This window comes from Rothia sp. HMSC069C01 (assembly GCF_001814655.1).
Lineage (GTDB): Bacteria > Actinomycetota > Actinomycetes > Actinomycetales > Micrococcaceae > Rothia > Rothia dentocariosa.
The window spans coordinates 103,289-125,916 of the sequence record NZ_KV817396.1; the positions used below are offsets into that span (position 1 = coordinate 103,289).

22 protein-coding genes are annotated in these 22,628 nt (G+C 55.2%); 15 read left to right on the plus strand and 7 right to left on the minus strand.

Annotation, left to right across the window (positions count from 1 at the left end; translation table 11 throughout):
* Positions 1 to 11: 11 nt before the first annotated feature.
* Entirely contained in the window at positions 12 to 1,454 is a 1,443-nt protein-coding gene (locus tag HMPREF2981_RS06060) for a glyceraldehyde-3-phosphate dehydrogenase (protein ID WP_048755381.1), read from the minus strand.
* Positions 1,455 to 1,744: 290 nt separating this feature from the next.
* On the opposite strand from HMPREF2981_RS06060, the gene HMPREF2981_RS06065 reads away from it, so the two are divergent.
* The 7 genes from HMPREF2981_RS06065 to HMPREF2981_RS06090 all read left to right on the plus strand — a co-directional run bounded on the left by HMPREF2981_RS06065 (position 1,745) and on the right by HMPREF2981_RS06090 (position 7,668).
* Positions 1,745 to 2,680: a carbohydrate kinase family protein gene (locus HMPREF2981_RS06065; protein ID WP_070618141.1), complete on the plus strand. Its 936-nt coding sequence runs from the start codon at positions 1,745 to 1,747 to the stop codon at positions 2,678 to 2,680.
* Positions 2,681 to 2,712: 32 nt separating this feature from the next.
* Positions 2,713 to 3,291 (plus strand): YbhB/YbcL family Raf kinase inhibitor-like protein, encoded by a 579-nt coding sequence (locus tag HMPREF2981_RS06070; protein WP_083313866.1) that lies wholly within the window; start codon positions 2,713 to 2,715, stop codon positions 3,289 to 3,291.
* A gap of 14 nt (positions 3,292 to 3,305) precedes the next feature.
* A complete protein-coding gene (locus tag HMPREF2981_RS06075) occupies positions 3,306 to 4,151 on the plus strand; it encodes an HAD-IIB family hydrolase (protein ID WP_070661659.1) in 846 nt (281 codons plus the stop codon).
* A 409-nt stretch (positions 4,152 to 4,560) separates the two neighbouring features.
* A complete protein-coding gene (locus HMPREF2981_RS06080; RefSeq protein ID WP_070661660.1) occupies positions 4,561 to 6,057 on the plus strand; it encodes an RNA-binding domain-containing protein in 1,497 nt (498 codons plus the stop codon).
* Positions 6,058 to 6,150: 93 nt separating this feature from the next.
* The gene (locus tag HMPREF2981_RS06085; RefSeq protein WP_004005858.1) at positions 6,151 to 6,465 is read left to right on the plus strand and encodes a helix-turn-helix domain-containing protein; all 315 of its coding nucleotides are present in this window, start codon (positions 6,151 to 6,153) and stop codon (positions 6,463 to 6,465) included.
* Positions 6,466 to 6,467: 2 nt separating this feature from the next.
* The gene (locus tag HMPREF2981_RS10625) at positions 6,468 to 6,833 is read left to right on the plus strand and encodes a HipA N-terminal domain-containing protein (protein WP_083313867.1); all 366 of its coding nucleotides are present in this window, start codon (positions 6,468 to 6,470) and stop codon (positions 6,831 to 6,833) included.
* Positions 6,814 to 7,668 carry a type II toxin-antitoxin system HipA family toxin gene (locus HMPREF2981_RS06090; RefSeq protein ID WP_083313868.1) on the plus strand — a complete coding sequence of 285 codons (855 nt, stop codon included), beginning with the start codon at positions 6,814 to 6,816 and terminating at the stop codon, positions 7,666 to 7,668. Before HMPREF2981_RS10625 ends, HMPREF2981_RS06090 begins: the two co-directional genes overlap by 20 nt.
* A 133-nt stretch (positions 7,669 to 7,801) precedes the next feature.
* Here the strand turns inward: HMPREF2981_RS06090 and HMPREF2981_RS06095 are convergent, their stop codons facing one another.
* Positions 7,802 to 7,996: a hypothetical protein gene (locus HMPREF2981_RS06095; protein WP_013398076.1), complete on the minus strand. Its 195-nt coding sequence runs from the start codon at positions 7,994 to 7,996 to the stop codon at positions 7,802 to 7,804.
* Positions 7,997 to 8,100: 104 nt separating this feature from the next.
* Here HMPREF2981_RS06095 and HMPREF2981_RS06100 point away from each other — a divergent pair, with 104 nt between their 5' ends.
* Together HMPREF2981_RS06100 and HMPREF2981_RS10630 are read left to right on the plus strand one after the other, a co-directional pair.
* On the plus strand, positions 8,101 to 8,643 hold the full coding sequence (locus HMPREF2981_RS06100) for a hypothetical protein (RefSeq protein WP_048778056.1): 543 nt from the start codon (positions 8,101 to 8,103) through the stop codon (positions 8,641 to 8,643).
* A complete protein-coding gene (locus tag HMPREF2981_RS10630) occupies positions 8,643 to 9,308 on the plus strand; it encodes an RES family NAD+ phosphorylase (RefSeq protein WP_083313869.1) in 666 nt (221 codons plus the stop codon). The genes HMPREF2981_RS06100 and HMPREF2981_RS10630 overlap by 1 nt, the downstream gene beginning before the upstream one ends.
* Positions 9,309 to 9,422: 114 nt before the next feature.
* Here HMPREF2981_RS10630 and HMPREF2981_RS06110 read toward each other — a convergent pair whose 3' ends face one another.
* The 3 genes from HMPREF2981_RS06110 to HMPREF2981_RS06120 form a co-directional block, all read right to left on the minus strand.
* The gene (locus tag HMPREF2981_RS06110; RefSeq protein ID WP_070661665.1) at positions 9,423 to 10,757 is read right to left on the minus strand and encodes a uracil-xanthine permease family protein; all 1,335 of its coding nucleotides are present in this window, start codon (positions 10,755 to 10,757) and stop codon (positions 9,423 to 9,425) included.
* 172 nt (positions 10,758 to 10,929) lie between these two features.
* Positions 10,930 to 12,012, minus strand: coding sequence for an acyl-CoA dehydrogenase family protein (locus HMPREF2981_RS06115; protein ID WP_004005854.1), 1,083 nt, complete (start codon positions 12,010 to 12,012; stop codon positions 10,930 to 10,932).
* Positions 12,013 to 12,047: 35 nt separating this feature from the next.
* Positions 12,048 to 12,572 (minus strand): DUF4242 domain-containing protein, encoded by a 525-nt coding sequence (locus HMPREF2981_RS06120; protein ID WP_004005853.1) that lies wholly within the window; start codon positions 12,570 to 12,572, stop codon positions 12,048 to 12,050.
* 557 nt (positions 12,573 to 13,129) lie between these two features.
* Between HMPREF2981_RS06120 and HMPREF2981_RS06125 the strand changes: the two genes are divergently transcribed.
* Positions 13,130 to 14,326, plus strand: coding sequence for a Fic family protein (locus tag HMPREF2981_RS06125; RefSeq protein WP_048755371.1), 1,197 nt, complete (start codon positions 13,130 to 13,132; stop codon positions 14,324 to 14,326).
* 143 nt (positions 14,327 to 14,469) lie between these two features.
* On the opposite strand, the gene HMPREF2981_RS06130 is transcribed toward HMPREF2981_RS06125, so the two are convergent.
* Positions 14,470 to 15,924 (minus strand): peptide MFS transporter, encoded by a 1,455-nt coding sequence (locus HMPREF2981_RS06130; RefSeq protein ID WP_070661668.1) that lies wholly within the window; start codon positions 15,922 to 15,924, stop codon positions 14,470 to 14,472.
* 242 nt (positions 15,925 to 16,166) lie between these two features.
* Here HMPREF2981_RS06130 and HMPREF2981_RS06135 point away from each other — a divergent pair, with 242 nt between their 5' ends.
* From HMPREF2981_RS06135 to HMPREF2981_RS06155, 5 genes are all read left to right on the plus strand, one after another.
* A complete protein-coding gene (locus tag HMPREF2981_RS06135; protein WP_070661672.1) occupies positions 16,167 to 16,499 on the plus strand; it encodes a rhodanese-like domain-containing protein in 333 nt (110 codons plus the stop codon).
* Positions 16,500 to 16,676: 177 nt separating this feature from the next.
* Positions 16,677 to 18,182, plus strand: a complete 1,506-nt coding sequence (locus HMPREF2981_RS06140) for an anthranilate synthase component I family protein (RefSeq protein ID WP_070661675.1) — start codon at positions 16,677 to 16,679, stop codon at positions 18,180 to 18,182.
* The gene (locus HMPREF2981_RS06145) at positions 18,179 to 18,964 is read left to right on the plus strand and encodes an HAD-IIB family hydrolase (RefSeq protein ID WP_070661676.1); all 786 of its coding nucleotides are present in this window, start codon (positions 18,179 to 18,181) and stop codon (positions 18,962 to 18,964) included. The genes HMPREF2981_RS06140 and HMPREF2981_RS06145 overlap by 4 nt, the downstream gene beginning before the upstream one ends.
* Positions 18,965 to 19,894: 930 nt before the next feature.
* Positions 19,895 to 20,476, plus strand: a complete 582-nt coding sequence (pyrE, locus tag HMPREF2981_RS06150) for an orotate phosphoribosyltransferase (RefSeq protein WP_070661679.1) — start codon at positions 19,895 to 19,897, stop codon at positions 20,474 to 20,476.
* Between the two features lie 123 nt (positions 20,477 to 20,599).
* A complete protein-coding gene (locus tag HMPREF2981_RS06155) occupies positions 20,600 to 21,340 on the plus strand; it encodes a TrmH family RNA methyltransferase (RefSeq protein ID WP_070661681.1) in 741 nt (246 codons plus the stop codon).
* 106 nt (positions 21,341 to 21,446) lie between these two features.
* Here HMPREF2981_RS06155 and HMPREF2981_RS06160 read toward each other — a convergent pair whose 3' ends face one another.
* The gene (locus HMPREF2981_RS06160; protein WP_048753558.1) at positions 21,447 to 22,487 is read right to left on the minus strand and encodes an ornithine cyclodeaminase; all 1,041 of its coding nucleotides are present in this window, start codon (positions 22,485 to 22,487) and stop codon (positions 21,447 to 21,449) included.
* Between the last annotated feature and the right edge of the window lie 141 nt (positions 22,488 to 22,628).

Consider the following 22,628-nt stretch of genomic DNA (forward strand, 5'->3'; position numbering starts at 1 on the left):
CTACTCAAACCTTATTTTGTGGGGTACGAAGGTGCTTCTTCGCCAGCCATGCGTTCGAGCACGCGTACTACCTGGCAGGAGTAACCGAACTCGTTGTCGTACCAGACGTACAGGATGGCTGAGTCGTCGGTGACGACGGTGGCAAGCGCATCCACGACACCTGCGTTACGGGAACCCACAAAGTCGGTGGAGACGGCCTCATGCGAATCGGAGTAACCGATCTGGCGGCGAAGCTCACCGTTGAGGGCAACCTGGCGGAAGACCTCGTTCAGCTCATCCTTAGAACCGGCGGGCTTAGCCAGCTTCACGTTCAGAATAGCCATCGAAACGTCCGGGGTGGGAACGCGAATAGCGTTACCGGTCAGCTTGCCCTCCAACTGGGGGAGTGCCTTAGAAACAGCACGTGCCGCGCCGGTTTCGGTAATCACCATGTTCAGCACCGCCGAACGGCCGCGACGATCACCCTTGTGGAAGTTATCGATCAGGTTCTGATCATTCGTGAAAGCGTGCACGGTCTCCACGTGACCGCGTTCCACACCGTACACGTCATCAAGAACCTTCAGCGCGGGGGTAATCGCGTTGGTCGTGCAGGATGCCGCCGAAAGAATCTTATCGTCGTCGGTAATGATGCTATCGTTCACGCCGAAGACAATATTCTTCATATCGCCCTTACCGGGAGCGGTCAGCAGAACGCGGGAAATACCGGGGCGCTCAAGGTGCTGGGTCAGCCCCGGAACATCGCGCCAGCGGCCGGTGTTATCGACCAGAAGCGCATCCTCAATACCGTACTCGGTGTAATCCACAGTGGTCGGATCTGACGAATAGATGAAACGCACCGGCAGACCGTTAGCAATAATGGTGTCGTTCTCGGCATCTACCTTAATCGTGCCCTTGAACGGACCGTGCACCGAATCGCGCGCCAGCAAAGAAGCACGCTTCTCAAGATCGTTCTCGGTATTCTTGCGCACCACCACCGCACGCAGACGCAGGTTTGCCCCCAGCGATGAGGAACGCTCCAGCAGAATACGCGCCAACAGACGGCCAATGCGCCCGAAACCATAGAGCACCACATCCTGCTGCTTAACGGTCTCGCCCTTCTTACCAACCGATGCGCCAACCTGCTCGGGCAACCACATGGAGAAGTCGGGGGAGCCCGCATCAACATGCTGGCGATGCAGAGCCGCAATGTTGATCGAGCAGGGACCAAGGTTAAGGTCAAAAAGTGCCTGAACCAGCTCTAGCGTATGCTCGGGGTTCAGCGGGGTTCCATCAACCTTCGCGGCACCATCATGCAGGCGCAACAGCTGAATAACGGACTTATTAACCAGGCTGCGACCGTGAATATTAAGAACTACACCGTTCTCGCGGTTTAGCTTACCGATGAGGGGAATCATCTCTTCGGCCTGGGTTTCGCGGGCAATCCACTGCTCGTGAGTGTTTTCGGGAGTCGTCACTCTTGACCTTCTTCCTCAATGGACGTCTTCGTCGGAATTTGTTGTTCGCGCCGATGCGCATGCCCAGCTTATCGGGCAGCACGCAACCGACTCTGCTTTAAGTCTAACCTCTGCGGCGAATGGTTTTATTCCCTCACGCCGTCGAATCTGTGAAATCTAGCACGCTTTGCACAATGCACTACGCCCGAAGCCAATAAAGCCCACACAAGCCCTCACACAAGAAGCGAAAACAACGGGAATAACACACAGAAACACATCCGTCGCGCGGCAACCTTGAGTAGAATTGAGACATGTTAACTGTCATCGGTGAAGCACTCGTAGACGTCGTCCACAGCAACGACGCCCCCATGCATGCCTACCCCGGCGGATCTCCCCTCAACGTCGCCGTCGGCGCCGCGCGGCTAGGACACAAGACCCGGTTTATCGGCCACTACGGAACCGACGAACACGGCGCCAGCATCGCCGCGCACCTGAGCGCATCCAAAGTGCAAGTACCCTTCGAGCCGCGCGCCGCACGAACCTCAACCGCGCAGGCGTATATTGGGGAAGACGGCGCGGCACGCTACGAATTCGATATCGACTGGAGCCTCGACAGCTACGCCGACGACATTCTGGCCCTAGCCCCCAGCTGCGAAGCGCTGCACACCGGCTCTATCGGGGCGATGCTCGAACCGGGCGCCCACGTAGTTGCTCAAGCGCTCACGGCGGCACGCGAAAGCGCTCTCATCAGCTACGATCCAAACTGCCGCCCCACCATTATTAGCGACCGTGCCCTCGCCCGGGGCTGGGCAGAAAAATTTGCTGCGCTCGCGTCGGTGGTGAAGGCAAGTGACGAAGACCTGATGTGGCTATATCCTGACCGTTCCCTTGCAGAAACCGCGCATGCCTGGCTCGACCTCGGCGTAGAGCTGATGGTGATAACCCGCGGTGAAGGCGGGTCGATCGCCTACACCCGTGCATACCCCAACGGGATTGAAGAACCGGCCTATCGCGTGGAGGTTGCAGATACTGTAGGAGCGGGCGATTCGCTCATGGCGGCGCTGATCGCCGCGCTCCTCGACAGAGGCATCAGCGGTGCTCAAGCACGCAGCAAACTTGCCGCACTCACCCGCGAAGATATTCAAAATCTGCTACGATTTTCCGCAACGGCGGCGGGAATTACCGTCTCGCGTTCCGGCGCGAACCCGCCCACCCGCGAAGAACTTAACGCCGTGCTCAACGGCTAAGTCAGCCACCCAACCAAACGAGGAGGACTACCGTGACTAACAACCTCGGCACCGCACCCCTGCCGCGTGAACCCTACGCCGGGCTGCCCGACCTGCCGCTCTTCAACCTGACCTCCACCGACCTTGAAAACGGCGCCGCCGCGCCCACTACCATGCTCTCGGCGCTCTTCGGCGTGCCCGGCGGGCAGGATCAGTCTCCGCAGCTGAGCTGGTCGGGATTCCCCGAAGAGACCAAATCCTTCGTTGTCACCTGCTACGACCCGGATGCGCCCACCCCCAGCGGCTTCTGGCACTGGACCGTATCAAACATCCCCGCAGCGGTCACCGCGCTTGAGACCAACGCGGGCGCTATCGTCGGCGGTCAGGGTGGCGCAGCGCTTCCCGCTGGGGCGATAGCGCATCGCAACGACGCCGGAACCCCCGGATTCGTGGGTGCGGCGCCTCCAGCAGGGCACGGGCCGCACCGCTACATATTCTGCGTGACTGCCGTGGACGTACCCGAACTTGAGGTAGACGAGAACACCTCACCTGCCGTCGTGAACTTCAACCTCTTCTTCCACGGCATCGCGCGCGCCTTCTTAACCGTCACCTACGCAGAACCGGCGGCTTAGGTGCTTATTCTCGCATGATTAAGCTCATCGCCAGCGATCTGGACGGCACGCTCATCGGGCCTGATTTTCGTTTTCGCCCCCGCACCCTGCATGCCCTAGAGGCGGCACGTGCGGCGGGCATCGACATCGTGTTCGTGACCGGGCGCCCGAGCCGTTGGCTTACCCCGCTGCGGGAACAAACCGATTTTGACTCCTACGCCATTTGCTCGAACGGCGCCGTGGTGTATCATCTGGGCGCCAACGAAGTAGAGGCGGTTAACGGTGCCGAACCCGCCGTGATCGAGCGTGCCCACACTCGGCTTGAGCCGATATTCCCCGAGGTCACCTACACCCTCGAAACCGTAGATACCGTCTACATTCAGGGGCCGCACGACGGGGGAGACGTGCTTGAGGGCGCTCGCGTGGTTGAATCCTCTATAGCGGAGGCATTCGTGGCGCTCGGCGATACTCCAATCATTAAATATCTGGTTCGGGTGCCTGGTATGGACCCCGATATTCTGCATGTGCGTGTAGCGCAGACCGTGGGTGAGCTGGTGTCGGTTACGCGCGGGGTTGTGGGTGAGCCGCTGATCGAGATGGGCTCGAAGACCGTGAATAAGGGGCGCACTCTCGCCCAATTTGCCGCAAGACACGGTATTGAGGCGCATGAGGTGATGGCTTTTGGCGATATGCCTAACGATGCCGAAATGCTGTGCTGGGCGGGTCGCGGGTATGCGATGGCATCCGGCGAGCCTGCGCTGATTAAGAAGGTGGGGCGCACCTGCCCGCCCTTCGGCGAGGATGGGGTGGCGCAGGTGATTGAGAACCTGCTTGAGGGGCACTCCGGGAGTGCCGAGGAAGCTGTGTGGGATTCGGTGTAAGGTTCTGTGTAGCCTGTGGATCCCCCCCCGTCTAAAAAGGCTCTTTATTTGAATAAAGCGGCGAAAAATACGCTTTATTCAAATAAAGAGCCTTTTTAGTGGATCTTGAGTGAGTCGGTGGTGGGTGATGTCCCTTCGCAGGTGCACCCGATGCTGTGCGGCCTCATCCAAATCCTCATCTAAATTTTGCTCCCTCATCTCAAAATTTTTGGATGAGGGACGTATTTTTTTGGATGAGAAGCACAATTTTTGAGATGAGGACGTATAATTCTGACCCCTTCACCCACCGGAAAAGCACGTGGTAACCCTAGTATTTCAAGGGATTTTGTCGTAGTGTGCAGATCTAAATCCTCATCTAAATTTTCTTCTGCTCATCTAAATTTTTTTGGATGAGGGATATAATTTTTAGATGAGCACCTATGATTGGACCCCCGAACGCCTAGAAAATACCCTGCTTGACCTTCGGCGTTATGGTGGTGACACCCACCGCATCGAAGTGAAAAAGGCTCACGAGGGTTACCCTAAGAGCCTAGACGACACTCTGTGCAGTTTTTCAAATATTCATGGTGGGGGAACCATTATCTGCGGTGTTGCAGAAAAAGAGAACTTTAAACCTGTAGGTGTCTATGACATCGATCGGCTAGAAAAAACTGTTGCGAGTAAACTCCGTAAGCAGCTCGTACCCCCAAATACGTGCACATTCTACCAGGTTGAATATAAGGGCCACGACATTCTTGTGATGGAAATTCCAGGTCTTCCTGCATCCCAGCGTCCGGCCCGCATTGGCAAGGATTACTATATTCGGGTGGGTGATGGTGACCATTTGATGGATGAGTATGAGGTAACGCTTATGCTCTCCCAGCGGGAGCGTCGCAACTATGACGCAGAGCCAGTAGAATACACATCATTCGAAGATCTTGATCATGAGCTTACAGACTCATATGTGAGTTCTGTACGCCGAACTTCCGCAAGGATTACTAGCGCCCTTGATAGTGAGCAGGTTCTCAAACGAAAACGAGTGATAGCTCTGGGGGATAGTGAGAATCTGACGCTTGCCGGACTCTACGCTATGGGGGACTATCCACAACAGTTCCTCCCCTCACTCAAAGTAACCGGTGTAGTGGTGGACCCTGAAGGTAAGGTGCGTAACCTTGACAAATTCGAGGCAGATGGACCTATTCCTTTTATGCTCCAAGAAACTCTTCTCTGGCTTGAACGGAATCTGCGCAGGCCCGTACGTCAGCTGGAAAATGGACATCTCATTGATGGAGAAGAAATTCCTGCGGTTGCTTTGCGTGAGATTGTCGCTAATGCCCTGGTTCATCGAAGCCTCAACCCCAATACGTACTCGCATGAAGTGCAGATTCGTATTCTTCCCCATGAGGTACAGGTTGTAAACCCCGGTGGTCTGTGGGGTATTACGGATGAAGATCTGCAAAAATATGGTACGCATTCCCGTGTAAACCCGCTACTGTACGATATCTGTACCGTTTTGCGGGTACCGGGCCAAGGATATCGGGTGATTGAAGGGGAAGGCAGCGGTATTCCGACAGCGCAGAAAGCCGTACGCGCGGCTGGGCTGAAGCCTATACGCTTCATGGATGGATCCACTAAATTTACGGCTATTCTGAGTCGTGAGGCGGTATCCGAAGGTGAAGAACGTGTGGGTTCTCAGCAACATACTGTGGAGCCTGCCCCTCAAGACCGTGAAGAAGCGATTCTAGCTGTGTTGCGTGATGCACCGTATCCGCTGAATATTGAGGATCTCCATAAGCACTTGCCGCCTGAGTATTCAACCTTGAATAAAGCGCAGGTAAGGTACACCTTGAACAAGCTTATTGCTCGAGGTTATGCGGCTCGTGAAGGTGGGCAGGGGAGCCGGAGCACCGTTTATAAGAGTGTGTAATTTCAGAAATCAGTCCAAGGCTCAAACAAAAATAATTCTTTCTATTATCGCTTATAATAGAAATAGTTCTTTCTATATGAGGGTATGGAGATTATGGCGTATATTCCCACTAAGGTGCGCCGGGCCGCGCGGACGATCGGCGAGCAGCTGCGCATCCAACGTAAACTGATGGGTCTGACGGCTCAGATGGTTGCGGAACGTGCAGACATTACGACCGTGACCCTGCGGCGCATTGAGCAGGGCGAATCGGTGCGTACTGACGTGCTTTTCCGTGTGCTGCGGGTGCTCGGCATGCTGGATGCGGTCGTCACTGCTACCGATCCGTATCTCACGGATGTCGGCCGCCTGCGTGCCAGCGAAAAACTCCCTAAGTCGGTGCGCATCCCCAAAAGCGAAATGGGCTGGTAACTATGAGTGAAACAGTGCAGGTTACTACAGTGGCAGGCGACCGTGAGGTAACCGCTGGTCGCCTTTTCATTAACCGTGGAACCGGAGTATTTCACTACGATGCAGCATATCTAGCGAATCCTGCCGCCTATGCTCTTGCCCCATCGCTCCCTCTTGTTACTGGCGCACAGCCCCTTGATGGATTGGGCGGGTTGAGTGATTCTGCTCCTGACAGGTGGGGACGTAAACTCTTGCAGCGGACACGTAAACGCACCTCGCTCAGTGAGTTCGACTATCTTCTCGGAGTAGATGATGCCGGGCGGCAGGGATCTTTACGATATTGGATAAACGATACCCCGTTAAGCTCCGATGGTACGTATACCCCATGAGCTGGATTTGCCCGAACTACTGACGACAGCGGATGCTATAGAGCTTGATCCGTCTGCCGTAGATGATATTCAGGCGCGGCGCCTTTTCAGTGCTACCGGCTCGCTGGGTGGTGCTCGCCCAAAGGCAAATGTGCTGATCAATGGCGAGTTGTGGCTCGCAAAATTTCCTAAGTCTGTGGGTGATGAGTGGGATCTCATGGGGTGGGAGTACACCCTCAACCGCCTGGGCGCCGACCTGGGCATTACCGTGCCGCAAGCGCACCTGCTGAAAATCACTGATGTTAATGGGGAAGATCGGCATATCTATGTGGCGCGTCGTTTTGACCGCCTGCAGGACAATCGGCAGCGCATCCCCTATATTTCTGCGATGACGGCACTGGAAGCGTCAGACGGCGATGGCGGGGACTGGGTCGATGTGGTGGAATACGCCCGAGAAGAAGGCGCAAATACCGGGCAGTTGTGGAAGCGCGCTATGTTTGGGGCTCTGGTGGGAAATACCGACGACCATTTGCGTAACCACGGGTTTTTGCGGTTTGGGCGTGAGTGGGGAGTAGCCCCATGTTTCGATATGAACCCAACCCCTGACGGTGACACCCATAAGCTGGGTCTCTTCGGCGACCCCTCGTATGAACCTTCTGCGCTTGTCTCTAAAGATTCGCTTTCTCTTTTTGGAGTATCTGAGCAGGATGCGCACGGCTGGCTGCGAACTGCAGCCCCTCTGCTGGAACGTGCCCCGGAACGCGCTCGCGGCTATGGGGTGGATGCACCCAGCGCCTCTGTGATGCGCCCGCGTTTTGAGCGTGCAACACAAACGGTGCGGGAACTGAGGGATTAGAAGTTTATGATAAGCGGTGTATTTCAGAGAGTTATTTAGCGATAATAATTATTAAGTATGTTTTAGATTTATATCTAAGGATAAATTATCTATCAGTGCGCATTTATCAATGCTCAAGAGCTGACCCGTCGCATTAGCGGTTTTGCTGATTATCTTCCGCATCATTTCTTTTAAAGAAGGAATAGTAAATAATTTGAACAAAAACGATCAGCATGATGATGAGGATTATTGGAACCGTTATATATTCGATTTTCATGTGCCGATCCAGCACATCCACGCCGAAGGTGATAATCAGAAAGACCATGAGGTAGTTCGATTTCGTCTTCATCTTTCCCACTCTAACATCACCGAGTGCAAGAATTCTTGCACCTATCAGCTTTATAAAGCCATATAAAGCTGATAGGGTGGTGTGTACAAGGGAAGGAGCGCATCATGCCTAAGAGTTTAGCGACCGAAGAGTTCATCACAGGTGTTCTGCACGATACTGAGCGGCGCATCCGTGAACAGATCGATCGGGGTGAAATCACACCCACTGCCGAGTCTATGCAGGAGCTCTCGAACGCGCTCTCGCATACGGTTGAAGTGCGCAAGGGCACGCGGGGGTCTGGGAAATATATCGGCAAGGTGAAGGACAGCCGCAGCACCCGCGAATACCTTGGCGGCATCAGTCTGCAGGCCCTCAACGATAGGGTGCGCAAGAACAATATCCTGCGCCTCAAAAATAAGGCGGGACGTAACGGATATCCGGTTTTTCAGTTCAAAGACGGGGCAGTGGACCCGCAGGTTCGGCAGGTTATTAAAATATTGTTAGATAGCGGCCTTACCGAGTGGGGTGTAGCTTTTTGGCTTGCTCGTCCGTCGAAATTCTACGATAATCGCCCCGCAGCTGAGTACATGAAGGACTCCGAAGAGAACTTCAAGCTCGTTGTTGCTCATGCTCATGAGGACGCTGCTAACCGGAGGGCAAACTACTGATGACTAGGACGCCTGCTGAACGGCATGATTCTACTTTGCGTCCGGCTCGCCGTCCGCTTGATCCTACTAAAATACCTACAGTTTCAGTAGGGTATGGATCAGGTTGTCATGAAACAGGTACCTGGTATCGTGCATATCTACGAGATGCACCTGGAGGTCAAAGAGACTGCCGCTATTTTTCCTCCGGCTCCGGAAGGTACGATATATCTTTCCCCGGAGGAACGCTTAATCTGGCTGGCACTGAGGAAGTCGCTATTCGAGAGAAGCTAGGGGCTGAACTCATTAACCGAGATATGGTACCGATGGATGAGTTCGACGGCGTTTATGTGGCTCGTGTTCAGCTCCCGCGTGTGTTTAAAGTTGCTGATTTTCGTCAAGCATTTGGTGGCTTTGCGCCCGGGGATATTTCTTCTGCGTTGTCCCACGCTGAGGGCTATTCTGTTACTCAACAGTGGGCAGAAGCGGTTCGGGAAGCAGGGTTAGAGGGGATTATTGCACGTTCTAGGTTCAGCAGTGGAAGTGCTCTATACCTTTTTGGAGCCAGTGGCGAAAACCGGGAGTTTGGCAGCATCGGCGGCGAAGAGACAGCACTCAGCGTAGCGCGCGCTATACCCTTCTTCCCTGAGATCGTGAGTGTTGAAGAGGAAGAGTTCGAATTCGAGTAATGAGTACGGGCTGCATCTTCATACTCATATGACATCTAAAAATGCCTTGGCGCACATAGCGTGTTATGTGCACCAAGGCATTTTGGCGTCCTCGGAAGGAAAACGTTTGCCGGTCTAGTGTCCCAGCTCGTCGTGGTCCCTGTCGGTAAAGGGGTCGAGCGGATCACCTGCCGCCCTGGTGTATTTGGCGATGAACGTCATCAGATGGAACACGATCAGGGTCGCCGCAGTGCCGAGTGCAATACCCGCGAACGACAAGCCCGAGAACTCCCAGGTGTAATCCGCGATGCCCACAATCAGCGCAACAGCGGCGGTCGTCAAGTTAATCTGGTTTGAGAAATCCACGCGGTTTTCGCTCCAGATGCGCACGCCGAGCATCCCGATCATGCCGTAGAGCACGGTTGCGGCACCTCCAAGAACACCTGCCGGAACGGTCGCAATTGCCGCGCCGAACGCCGGGAAAAGCGAGAGAGCGATCGCGAAAATCGCGGCTACCCAGTATGCCGCCGTCGAATACACCTTGGTTGCCGCCATGACACCGATATTCTCGGCGTAGGTGGTCGTACCGGAACCGCCGCCAAAACCGGCGACGGTGGTCGCTAAACCGTCTGCCATGAGCGCGCGACCCGAGTACTCATCCAGGTTCTCGCCCGTCATGAGCGCCACTGACTTCACGTGTCCAATGTTCTCGGCAACCAGCACCAGAATTACGGGGATAAACAGCCCGGCAAGCTCCCAGTGGAACTCGGGGCTCTGAAAATGCGGCAGTCCGATGATGCCCTGCTGCTGCACGGTCTTTTCGATGGTCGAGAAGTCTACCTCGCCGCGCACAACCGCAGTCACATACCCGATGATCACGCCCAACAGAATCGAGAGGCGACCAATAATACCCTTGAATAGCACCGAAATCAGGATAATCGAGATAAGGGTTACGAGCGCGGTGATGGGCGCCTTCATGAAGTTCGCTTTCGCACTCGGTGCCAGGTTGAAGCCGATGAGTGCCACAATCGCGCCGGTTACCACGGGCGGCATGAGCTTCGTTAGCCAGCTGGTACCCGCAAACTGCACAATAACGCCCACCAGGAAGAGCGACAGACCCGCCATGACGATACCGCCGAGCGCACCCGCCGGGCCGTGCTGGTTTGTCGCCGCCGCCAGAGGTGCGATAAATGCGAAGGAAGAGCCCAGATAAGAAGGCACACGCCCGCGTGTGATCAGCAGGAATAAGACGGTGCCCAGGCCCGAGAAGAACAGCGTGGTTGCGGGTGGGAACCCGGTCAGCAGCGGGACCAGGAAGGTTGCGCCGAACATCGCCACCACATGCTGGGCGCCGATGCCGATTGTAATAGGCCAGGCGAGGCGTTCGCTCGGTGCCACGACCGAGCCGGGTTTAATACTTCTGCCGTCGCCGTGCAGACGCCAGCCGAAACCGGATTTCTGTGTGCTCATGGGATGCGATCTCCAGGTGAAGGTGAGGACAAAATTCCCAGTAATTTTACACCTGTTGGCTCCTGCACGCGCATTGTAAAAAGGCTCTTTATTTGAATAAAGAGTGTTTTTTGCCGCTTTATTCAAATAAAGAGCCTTTTTAGGGTTGGGGGGAGGCGGTGGCAGGTTGCTGCTACAGCGCCGCCTGCAAATCCTCTAAGTGGTCATACTTCGAGAGCTCGAAACGCAGATGCCCCTCAGTCGGCGACTGCACCGGCAGGAACGAAGCCTCACGCAAACGCCGCGCAGTCGGCGAGGAAGCAACGTAACCGGCGCCTCCAACAACCTGCAGCTCAAAATGCGTAGCAATCGTCGCCAGATGCGAAACACCCAGGCGCAGGCTCAACAGATCGCGACGCTCGGCACGCTGCGGCTCACGCGCTAAACGCACCAGCTCATCGCGCAAACTCTCGTACTCGCCCACAATCAGCGGGAACTCAGAACTGAAAATACCCTGCGAAGCCTCAAGATGCTTCGAAGCCTCCACCAGCGCACCGGCGGCAAGACCCAAGCAGAACGCGGACTGCACCAGCAAGAACGGCGCGGTCACATCGTTGAGGAAACCCTCAAAATTATCGGTCAGAATATCCTCGGTCGGCACAAAAACATCCTCAAAAATGATCGTGCCAGACTCGGTTCCGTTGAGCGCCAGCAGGTTACGGTGATATACAACCTTCAACCCCGGAGCATCCTGGCGAACCGTCACAATATACCGGTTCGGATGCCCCTCCTGCGCATTCTGCACAGCTACCGGCAGCACAATCACGCCGCCCGGGTACAGGTTAGAAGCCCACGACACCGTGCCGTTGAGCTTCACACCGCCCTCTACCAAAGTGCCCAAAACCTTGATCGGCGCAAGCCCCGAAGCCTCCTTATATGCCGCCGCCATCGCGCTCGTACCGCTCGTCGTGGCCTCAGCCAAACCCTCGGGCAGCTCACGGTTCACCGCATCAAAGAACGCAATCGTAGAACGATGCGCCCACAGCGAGAACCCGGTTGTCGCATCCTGCGAAGCAAGGTCAAAAGCAACCGAAACCTGCGGAAGCAAAGACCCGGTGCGCCCCAGAGTCAGCAGACCATCCTTCGCAATCTCGCGCAGATTCTCAAACGGGGAACGCTCACCGGCATCGACGGCATCTGCGTGTTCGGCGGCAAGCGCAAGCACGCGCTCGCGCTGAGGATAATCCTCAAGAGGTTCAAGAGTGAATTCAGACATGGTAGAGAGCTCCTATATGCAATGTGCAGGTGTGCTTATGCGTGTAGCTTGAAGAGACGGTCGATGGGGGTGCTCACGGCTTTGCGGGCGCGAAGTACCGCATCCTCATCGGGGGCGTCGTAGAAGCACAGGCACTTAGCGGTATCCTCACGCACGTAGGTGCGCAGGAAGGAAACCTCGGGCACCTCGGCGTATTTGGGCGCGTTCGCCTTCTTGCGGGTCAGGTACTGCTCCATCGTGATTTCGGCGGGAATATCCCACTCGACAAGGTAGTCTGCATCTTTCTTGAGCTTCTTGATGTCGTCGAGTTCTGCGCCCACCAAGCGAACCTCGTCGGGTCCAACCACGGATGCGCGCTCGCCAATAGCCGCAGTGAGGGCGGGTGCGAACGCGGTGTTTTCTGACTCAATGATGGCGAAGATCAGCTTGTGATCGGCGGAAACCTGAGTTTCGATGAGCTCCGCGCCTTCGCTCAGGGAGTTGGAAACGGTTTCGATGAGCGCGGTTGCCTCGTCCTTGGATGCGGTTGCTGGGGTCAGCTCGATCAGGTACAGTGCCATGTCTGTTTTCTCCTTAGATAGAACGTTGTCTTTTACCTGCCTGTGCGGCGGGTCTGGCATATACCCTAAACCGGTCGCGGGCGCGGCGCATAATGTTTTTCGCTATGAGTCCTAAAACGAAGATTTAAGAACCCTTCACCCGTCACATGAAGTAATGCGGAGACACAAAACGTCATGTTACAGCGGTGACGGGAATATTTATACGGCGTCTAATGTTCGGGGCGGGTTTAAGATGCTGACGGGTAGGATGCGCAGCGAGCAAAACCTGACTTTTGGTAGCGTAAACACCTGACTTTTGGTAGTGTAGAATGCCTCTATTTACTATCTGACTAGTGAAAATACGCGTTTTGTCAGATCTGCTGGCGAGGGGTTTATTCTGCCCTTATGCCCCTGCTGACTGAATAGCGTGCAGTAGCTTGCCCTAGCGAGAAATGAGACCTCTATTTTCTCAATAGTATTCTTAATGAGAAAATAGAGGTCCAAATTCTCATTAACTGCCCGTACTTACCTCATTTTTTAGGGCATTCCCTATCATGCAGCAGAAAGGAGCGTGGGATATGCCAGCCATCTCATGGGCTTCTCTCGATTGGGAACAGCAGGCTCTGTGGCAGCATCGTGACCCACTCGCATCCCATCGTGCTCGTCGGCGGAACACTGGCGAGTTTAAAAGTGCCGTTACACCACGCATCGCCGAACAAACACCTCAGCTTTCCCCGCAGCTACATACTCTGGTGCAGGACTGCACGCGCACGATTACTCGCTTCGACGAGCAGCATGCGGCGTTAGGTGGTGTGCCATTTGCAGCGGTGCTTTTGCGGGGTGAATCGGCATCAAGTTCGCAGATTGAAAACCTGACGGTTTCAGCACGTAGGTTATCGTTGGCGGTGATGGGCGCTTCCAGCTCTGCCGTGGGGCATAATGCCGAGTTGGTGGCACGCAATGTTCGCGCCATGCAGGCAGCTTTAGGGGCGGCAGAGAGCCTGACCATTGAATCTATCGTGCATATGCACCATGAACTGACGGCTGGCACCCTAGATGACGCCGGGAAGTTCCGCCAACAGTGGGTGTGGGTTGGCGGGCAGTCGCCTGTAACAGCAGATTATGTGGCACCGCACTGGAAGCTAGTACCCGCCGCCATGAATGACCTCGTTGAATTTATGGCGCGTCGTGATCTTGACCCGCTGGTGCAGGCTGCCATCGCTCATGCACAATTTGAGACTATTCACCCTTTTACTGATGGGAATGGGCGTACCGGTCGGGCACTTATTTCGGCTTTGCTCATGGCACGTGGAGTCACCGAACATGTTGTGCTGCCAATTTCTTCGGGGCTTCTGCATGACGTCGCAGACTATATTGCGGCGCTTACCGCATACCGCGCTGGAGATATAGAGCCTATGATCCGGTGCTTTATTCAAGCTTCAAATGCTGCCGTCGAGAACGCTCGTATTCTGGCAGAGGATATCTCCGGATTGCGCGATAAAATTCTGGGAACAGCACGTCGAACAACATCCGCTTTGAAGGCGGTCGCCGATTTTTGCTGCACCGAACCGGCTTTTACGGTACAGATGGTGGAGCAGAATACGTCTGTGGCACCGGCAACGATATACCGCATTATCGCAACCCTTGAGAAAGCGGGGGTGATACGCCGTGAGAAAACCTTTGTTGCGGGTCAGCGCGTATGGACGGTTCCTCACCTTAACGATGCGCTTGATGCATTCGCGGCGCGTGCCGGGCGGCGCATCCAGGCTGAATAATCATGTTGTGAGAGGCTCTATACCCCTCCTGGAATATAACGTAGGCGGCATATACCCAAGTCAAACTGCAGAAATTAAAACTGGTGGGTGCATCTTCTAGTGTTGAAGATGCACCCACCGCTATATATGCCTAAAACGGAATACTACCTCACATCGCGCATAAGTTTCTGGATGGGCGCACGGCAGAGAAAGAGTACAATACCGGCAACAACCGAGACGGCACCCACCCACATAAAGTAGGAAGCCTCAGTGTCTTGGCTGTAGAACTGTGCGCACCAGCCCGCGAATGCGGTACCCATCGCCAGCGAGGTCCAGTAAAGCGCCATCATATTCACCTTATAAGCTTCGGGTGCGAGCCTGGTGGTCAGCGCCATGCCCGTGGGCGAAATCGTAAGCTCCGCAACAGTGAAGATAAACATGATGATAACCATCCAGTAGACCGCCACGCGAGAGACACCCACCTGCGTGAGGAAAACCCAGTATGCCGGGCCGATAATCACGAGCGCGAGTGAGAACTTGGCGGTTGTGCGCGGCTGCCGATCGCCCAGTTTCGTCCACATAGCGGCGAACCCCGACCCCAGAAGAATCACGAAAATAGGGGCAAGAGAATTGACAAGGGTCGGAGGAAGATCCATTCCCAGAATATGCCAGTCGAGCCGTTCCTCAGAATAGATGGGAATGACCGTAAACTGCTGCTGGTAAAGTGCCCAGAAAATAGCGTTGGCAATCCAGAGGGGAATGAACGCCCACACCCGCGAGCGTTCGGTGCTGGTCACGTTCTTCGCGGTGAGCAACTGTATGAAAAGAGCTACGGCTCCGATGCCGACCGCGCTTACCACCCACGTGGCGAGGTTGCCTGTAGTCATCCAGCCCATCATGACCAGCAGGAATATTATGAGAGCTATACCTGCCAGAACACCGGCTAAAATACCGTTCTGACGTGGGGTGAAAGGAACAGTTACCTCGTGCACCGACTCTGGCAGGTTCTTGCGAGTGAGTACATACTGAATAAGCCCGGCCGCCATGCCGATAGCCGCGATTCCGAAGCCGAAGTGGAAGCCTAGCCAACCCCATCCCCAGCCGGTTAGTGCCGGGCCTAAAAGCGCACCGATGTTGATGCCGATATAGAAAAGCGTGAACCCCGCTTCGCGTTTGGGGTCGTCTTTGCTGTAGAGCGAGCCGACCAGAACCGATGCGCTGCTTTTGAGGCACCCTGAGCCAATCGCGACCAGAAGCAGACCAGTGATCACGCCAGCTGCGCCGGGCATGACGGCAAGAACAATGTGCCCCGCCATAATACCGATAGCGGAATAAAAGAGGGTACGTTCGGGGCCTAAAACACGGTCGCCCAAAATACCGCCGAGGATCGCCATGAGGTAAACGGTTGCACCATACGCTCCTATAGCGCCGGTGGCTGCTTCTTTGGGGATCCCTAATCCGCCGTCTTCGATAGTGTAGTACAGGTAGTAGAGGGCAAGAGCCTGCATCCCATAGAATGAGAACCGTTCCCACATTTCCACGGTGAAAAGATTGGCGAGCATCGGCGGATGCCCAAAGAATGTTCGCGGCTTCTGCGCCGCTGGTTGTGTGGCTACCATAAAGCCTCCCAAGAATACACAGACCAGAAGTGTTCTAGGTTATATTTCCTTAGTCTATACCTATGAAGTGCATATGTATACAGAAGACTGTGCAGAAATTAGGCATAAATTCCGTATTTACTCTGCATGAAATCTCATATCGAATGGTGGGGCTGGGGTGTATTGCGCACGCGCGCGTGTCTTATGACCTCAAAATTTTGTAGAGTTGATAATGTATCTCACGAGACTACAGAGGAGAATCCATGAATAACGTACCCCAGGTAACCCCTGTCGATGTTCCTGCCGACGCCAAGATCATCGATGTGCGCGAAGACTACGAGTGGGAAGGCGGTCACGTTGCTGGTGCCCAGCACATCACCCTAGGAACGCTGACCGAACGACTTTCAGAGTTGCCCGGCAAAGATGAAGAATTCTATGTGATCTGCCACGGCGGCGGGCGCTCAAATCGTGCGGCTGAATACCTGCGCCAGAACGGATACCAGGCGAAAAATATTGCTGGCGGAACAAGTGCTTGGTTCACCGCAAAGCTGCCCATGGAAAGCGAAAACGGGCAGGAACCTGCCGTCGTTCACTAATGACGCTATACCCTAAAACTTTGGAATATATCCATTTTGACTAGTGTATATAGCCAAAACGACATATAAAGATGCGGCACCCCAGCCCCCGAAATGGCTGCTGGTGCCGCATCCTTTGTATTTGGGTCGAAGCCACACTGCTCAAGACCGACGGCAACGCACTCTACAATAGGAAACGTGATTCTTCAGCCCGATCAATACCCAACGCTGCACGTGCGCGCCCTCGACTTTGAGATCATGCCCGAGGCTGCATACCCCGTGATCGCTGCGGGTGCTCGGTACGCCTATTGGCTTGATTCCGCACGAGAAGAATCGCCTATGTCTCGCGTCTCGTATGTGGGCGTCGTCCCGCATTGGGCGGCTGTGTTGCGCATCGAAAACGCACGCGAGGCAACAAACACGACTCCTTGGGATGCCCTCGATACTGCGCTTGCCAGTATGCCTGAACCCGATGACATTGCCGGGCTGCCCGAAGGCTTGCGCGGTGGTTACGTGGGTTATTTCGGGTACGAGGCGCGCGCCGCCCTGCACCCCGGGCGCATCGGATACACGCCCCGGCACACGGCGCAAACCCCGGATTCTCTCTGGATGCCCGCCGTGCGGTACCTGGTCTATGAACATGAAACCCGTCGCGCGTGGCTGCTGGGTGATAAACCCTGGATTGAGGAAATCGAGCCGCGTTTGCGCGAATTGGCGCGGGAAGATTCTTTGTGCGACGAGATATTGAGCGATAACGCACATGACGGCGATAAACCATTGAGTCAGCATGTGGAGCATCTACGCTTTGAAGCCCCTGAATGCGAAAGCTATTGCGCAGATATTGAGCACGCACAACGGCATATTTACGAGGGGAATAGTTATGAGGTCTGCCTGAGCGCTGAAAGTACCGCGCGGGTAGAACATCCTCTCACGCCAGATCAGCTTTTTGAGCTATACCGCACTCAGCGCAGGCATAATCCCGCGCCCTATGCCGCTTATTTGCGATGCGGTGACTTCTCGGTGCTTTCTTCGTCTCCTGAGCGTTTTCTGATGGTTGATACGCACGGAAACGCCGAAACGAAGCCGATTAAAGGGACATGCCCGCGCGGTGCGAATCCTCAGGATGACGCCGCTGCGGCTCACTGGCTGCAGCACGATGCGAAAACCCGTGCCGAGAATCTGATGATCGTCGATCTTTTGCGCAACGACCTCTCGACGGTGAGTGACCCCGCGAGCGTTCAGGTTCCTATACTCATGGGGGTGGAAAGTTATGCAACGGTGCATCAGCTTGTTTCGACCGTCACGGCGCGCCTTAAACCCGAAATTTCCGCGGTACATGCCAGTGCGGCGTGCTTCCCTGGCGGATCTATGACCGGCGCACCCAAGCCCTCAACAATGAATATTATTGAGGATCTAGAGGCACGCCCCCGCGGCGTATACTCGGGTGCTCTCGGATTCTTCTCGGCGGATGGCGGTGCCAATCTCTCTATTGTTATACGCACCCTGATCGCTTACGATAACGGGCTTATAACCCTCGCCGCCGGCGGCGCGATTGTCGCCGATTCAGACCCGAACGCCGAGTACGAAGAAATGCTGACGAAACTACGCGCGGCGCTTCCGCCGAGTGTGGGGCACATCGTTGAAAAGGGTGTGAGTAAGCAGAGCGTCGCCGCGACCGACCGAGAAAGCCCAGGAATATTATGAATTTTGTCTTCGATATTGATGGCACCACTAGCTTTAATGGCATGGTGATCGAACCTGCAATTGAGAGTGAAATTTATGCGCTGCTGCGGGCGGGACACCGCGTAGTTTTTGCCTCTGCCCGACCGGTGCGCGATATTCTGCCCATGCTCTCTGAGGATGTGCGCACGCATAGCGGGCTGGCGCTGATCGGCGCGAACGGTTCGCTGCTGTATCGGGACGGGCAGCTGCGGGCGCGGGAACACCTAGATGCGCATAGCTATGCGAAAATTCGGGACCTTATCGAACGTCACAGACTGCACTATATCGTGGACTCCCTGGATTCTTACGCCTTTGATTTGCCCGATGCGCATGTGCTCGTGGAGCGGCTAAACCCCGAGGGAACGGACCGCCTAGTTTCCCTGAAAGACCTGGAGAATCCGGTCAAAATAATTCTGCTTGATATCAATAATCCGCATCTTTACGCCGAGCTTGAAGAGACTATTGCGAGCCTAAACCTGCATGTGACTAAGCACCAGGATGCCACCACGAGTATTGACTTGGCGCCCGGGGGCGTGCATAAAGTTTCGGCTCTCCCGCAGGCGCTTGGCGCGCGTTCGGGCGAAAAACCCGATCCTTATATCGCGTTTGGCAACGATATGAACGATGTAGGGCTGCTTGAGGGTGCTCAGTATGCGGTCGCGGTGGGCTCGCATGAATCCTTGCTGCCGCTCGCAGATCTGACGGTGGACCCGCATCCGGATGCGGTCGCCGCCGCCATCCACACCCTCTACGATATGTATTGAGAACAATTGGGAGCCCAGAGTGTATGCGTATAAGAAGAAGGTTTGTTCTGTATAGCAGATGGAATCTTCCGAGCGGCTAAGACCCAGTCTTCACTCCCGGGCTGAAGTGCTCGCCAAGTCTCTATGGCTATACGATGATACTCTCTCAGATCGTCGCTGTTGAGCATGGGTTCCAGATGCGCCGCCCTATTACGTGCGTATCGTAATTTGGAAATCCACAGATATGCTTGTCGAGCTGATGTGTTAAAACCGTCTTTACCACATTAATGTTGTTATCGGTAGAACATAATATTTTGGTCCAATATTCATGTTGGCGATGTTCCGCATTGTTACTTCTACAAAGGAAATTGTTTGAAATACGGCAGATGTAGTTTCCAGATTCCAAAGGTATAGATCTTGAGCTAGGGAGTGATCGCTCTGAGCGACTTTAAGGTAAGTCTTTTGTCTTGCAGCGGGAAGAGTATTAAAGAGTGGATGAATGTTGTAATGAGGATACATGGATAGCCTACTGGTTATGGACAAAACTGCATGTTCTGCGTACAATTATAGGCACCTTAGCGGGGAATTGGCTCCGCAGTTTTTCGCAGGTATTGGTCCTGTATATATGAGAGCACATGCTGTTTAGATCTTTTTCGACAGCCTCTGTGCTCTCGTTTTTGTAGGTGCCGGGCATGGTTCTAAGGCGTACCGTCTGGCACAGAATCCGATGGCTCAGCCCACAGTTGTACAGGCGCAGCCCGTTCAGCCCCAGGCGCCGCACCAGAACTAACCTGCATATTTAGGGGCAGTAGGTGCTAAAAAGGCTCTTTATGTGAATAAAGAGCCTTTTTTACGCGGCAGAGAGCCGGGACGCACCCCTAAGGCACCTAAGGCATAGCCCTGGACACCCACCGCCAGCCCGTGCCCGGGGTAACCCGCTAAACTTGAAATATGACTAAACTTTCCGAAACCCTGCCCATCGAAAAAGCCCGCGAACGCCTGCGCCAGCTCATCTCCGAGCTTGCCGTGGTGCGCGGTAAAGTGACTCTTGCCTCCGGGAAAGAAGCCGACTACTACGTCGACTTGCGCCGTATCACCCTGCATCACGAAGCGTCGCGCCTGGTCGGTCAGGTGATGCTCGATCTGCTCGACCGCAACGGCATCGAATTTGAGGCCGCCGGGGGTCTGACTATGGGCGCCGACCCGGTTGGTTCCGCAATTATGCGCGCGGCGGGCGATCAGGACCGCGCTATCGATTCGTTTGTGGTGCGTAAGGCGCAAAAGTCCTACGGCATGGGTCGCCAGGTTGAGGGGCCCAGCGTTGAGGGTCGCCGTGTGGTTGCCGTTGAAGATACTTCCACCACCGGCGGGTCCGCGTTAACCGCCGTGGATGCGCTGCGCACAGCGGGCGCCGAGGTCGTCGCCGTCGCCGTCATCGTAGACCGTGTAACCGGGGCGAAAGAACATATCGAAGAGGTTGCCGGGGTTCCCTGCTTCTACGCCTACTCCAAGGATGATTTAGGGCTCGACTAGGGGCTTTATAGATGCCCGCGCGTGCCGGTAGTTAGCGGCGTGCGGGCATTGCCGCACCGCCCGCCCGCCAGATTCCTTCGCCGCGCATCCGGCACTATATGTACGCGCCATCAGAAAGAAACCATGAGTTCCCCAAGCCATCAGACACCCCTTGAGCCCTCAGATTCCGGGCAGGGTTCCTGCGTGAACGAATCTGCAGAACCGCAGAATATACCGCGGGAGTACCCCGAAAGCGAGGCTTTTGGAACGCCCCGGTTTGAGGTTGGAGTCGGCCCCTGGGAGGGCGAGTGGCCCGAGGGCGAGCATTGGGATGAACAGCTTCTGCGTGAGGGCGACCGTCGCAATGTGGTGGATAAGTACCGTTACTGGAGCATGGAGGCGATTATCGCCGACCTTGACACGCGCCGCCATGATTTTCACGTCGCAATCGAGAACTGGCAGCACGATCTGAATATCGGTACCGTGGTGCGCACCGCGAACGCCTTTTTGGCGAAGGAAGTGCACATTATTGGTAAGAAACGCTGGAACCGACGCGGTGCGATGGTGACCGACCGGTATCAGCATGTGCGGCATCACCCCACGATTGAGGACTTTGTGGCGTGGGCGCAGGGCGAGGGGCTGGACATTATCGGCATCGATATTTTCCCGGATTCGGTGCCGCTTGAAACCTATGATCTGCCGAAGAACTGTGTGCTGGTCTTTGGGCAGGAAGGCCCAGGGTTGTCGGAGGAAATTCACGCCGCCGCACGCGATACGCTCTCGATCGAACAATTCGGTTCAACCCGCTCGATGAACGCGGCAACCGCCGCCGGGATCGCGATGCACGCCTGGGTGCGCCGCCACGTTTTCGGACAGAAACCTTAAAGCAAATACACCGCGAGCAGGTAGGATTTTGCCGAAAAGGTAGGAAAATCCTACCTGCTCGAACCAAAAACCACCTGCTCGCGGTGTTGTGTAGGGGAGTGAACCCCTAGCCCACCGGAACGTTCACGTTCACGAGCGAGAAAAGATCCTTCGGATCGTCCGGGTTCGCCACCAGGTCAATGAACTGCTGCAGATCGGTTCCCCGGGTTGCCTCGCGTGCATAGCGCAGCGCCGAGAAATCAGCGATCGCAAAGCCCACCGAATCGAAGAGAGTAATCTGCTCATCCGAGACGCGCCCGGGTTCCTCGCCAGTCAGCACCTTCCAGAACTCCACCACGGGGAAGTCCGGATCCTTCTGCTGAATTTCACCCTCGATGCGGGTCTGCGGCGGGAACTCCACGAACACGGTCGAACGATCCAAAATCTCGCTCTCCAGCTCGGTCTTGCCGGGGCAGTCGCCTCCAATAGCATTCAGATGCACGCCGGGCTTCACCTGCGAATTTAGAAGCACCTTTGCCTGCTGCTTATCGGCGGTGCAGGTGGTAATAATATCGGCATCTGCAACGGCCTCGTCCACGCTGGATGCGGCATGAATCCTGAACCCCAGCGGCTCCAGATTACGGCGGAACTTCTCGATAGCGGCAGGATCAACATCGTACACCACAAGGTCTTCGATGCCGAGGACGGCGCGCATCCCAAGGGCCTGGAACTCGGACTGTGAACCGGCGCCGATCATTGCTATCTTCCGCGAATCCTTGCGTGCTAGATGTTTAGCCACCATGGCAGAAACAGCGGCGGTACGAAGGGCGGTCAGCAGGGTCATCTCCGCGAGGAAGACGGGGTATCCGTTATCCACATCAGCCAGCAGACCGAACGCGGTTACGGTCTGGTATCCACGTGCAGGGTTTGAGGGGTGCCCGTTCACGTACTTGAAGGAATAGGTGATGTTATCTGAGGTCGGCATTAACTCAATCACGCCGAAGGGGGTGTGGGATGCCACGCGCGGAATCTTATCGAAGCTCTGCCATTTCTTGAAATCTTCTTCCAAGAAATTCACCATACCGGCAATAATATTCCCAACGCCGTCACGCTGAATCCACTGTGCCATGGATGCAACATCAACAAATTCAACCCTGTGGTCGGTCACGATAAATCTCCTTAGTCGTGAGAGGCTGACATGAAATACTGAACCAGTATATCAGCGGTCAAATGTATAGATTATTACTGTGATGTATATAATATTCCCCGGAATACGCTGACAATATGCATGACATTATGTCAGCGTAGT

Excerpts from the sequence above, each read along its gene's own strand:
- HMPREF2981_RS06065 (WP_070618141.1), top strand. The coding sequence starts at position 1,745 with ATGTTAACTGTCATCGGTGAAGCACTCGTAGACGTCGTCCACAGCAAC.
- HMPREF2981_RS06075 (WP_070661659.1), top strand. The coding sequence starts at position 3,306 with ATGATTAAGCTCATCGCCAGCGATCTGGACGGCACGCTCATCGGGCCT.
- HMPREF2981_RS06080 (WP_070661660.1), top strand. The coding sequence starts at position 4,561 with ATGAGCACCTATGATTGGACCCCCGAACGCCTAGAAAATACCCTGCTT.
- HMPREF2981_RS06085 (WP_004005858.1), top strand. The coding sequence starts at position 6,151 with ATGGCGTATATTCCCACTAAGGTGCGCCGGGCCGCGCGGACGATCGGC.
- HMPREF2981_RS10625 (WP_083313867.1), top strand. The coding sequence starts at position 6,468 with ATGAGTGAAACAGTGCAGGTTACTACAGTGGCAGGCGACCGTGAGGTA.
- HMPREF2981_RS06090 (WP_083313868.1), top strand. The coding sequence starts at position 6,814 with ATGGTACGTATACCCCATGAGCTGGATTTGCCCGAACTACTGACGACA.
- HMPREF2981_RS06095 (WP_013398076.1), bottom strand. The coding sequence starts at position 7,996 with ATGAAGACGAAATCGAACTACCTCATGGTCTTTCTGATTATCACCTTC.
- HMPREF2981_RS06100 (WP_048778056.1), top strand. The coding sequence starts at position 8,101 with ATGCCTAAGAGTTTAGCGACCGAAGAGTTCATCACAGGTGTTCTGCAC.
- HMPREF2981_RS10630 (WP_083313869.1), top strand. The coding sequence starts at position 8,643 with ATGACTAGGACGCCTGCTGAACGGCATGATTCTACTTTGCGTCCGGCT.
- HMPREF2981_RS06110 (WP_070661665.1), bottom strand. The coding sequence starts at position 10,757 with ATGAGCACACAGAAATCCGGTTTCGGCTGGCGTCTGCACGGCGACGGC.
- HMPREF2981_RS06115 (WP_004005854.1), bottom strand. The coding sequence starts at position 12,012 with ATGTCTGAATTCACTCTTGAACCTCTTGAGGATTATCCTCAGCGCGAG.
- HMPREF2981_RS06120 (WP_004005853.1), bottom strand. The coding sequence starts at position 12,572 with ATGGCACTGTACCTGATCGAGCTGACCCCAGCAACCGCATCCAAGGAC.
- HMPREF2981_RS06125 (WP_048755371.1), top strand. The coding sequence starts at position 13,130 with ATGCCAGCCATCTCATGGGCTTCTCTCGATTGGGAACAGCAGGCTCTG.
- HMPREF2981_RS06130 (WP_070661668.1), bottom strand. The coding sequence starts at position 15,924 with ATGGTAGCCACACAACCAGCGGCGCAGAAGCCGCGAACATTCTTTGGG.
- HMPREF2981_RS06135 (WP_070661672.1), top strand. The coding sequence starts at position 16,167 with ATGAATAACGTACCCCAGGTAACCCCTGTCGATGTTCCTGCCGACGCC.
- HMPREF2981_RS06145 (WP_070661676.1), top strand. The coding sequence starts at position 18,179 with ATGAATTTTGTCTTCGATATTGATGGCACCACTAGCTTTAATGGCATG.
- pyrE (WP_070661679.1), top strand. The coding sequence starts at position 19,895 with ATGACTAAACTTTCCGAAACCCTGCCCATCGAAAAAGCCCGCGAACGC.
- HMPREF2981_RS06155 (WP_070661681.1), top strand. The coding sequence starts at position 20,600 with ATGAGTTCCCCAAGCCATCAGACACCCCTTGAGCCCTCAGATTCCGGG.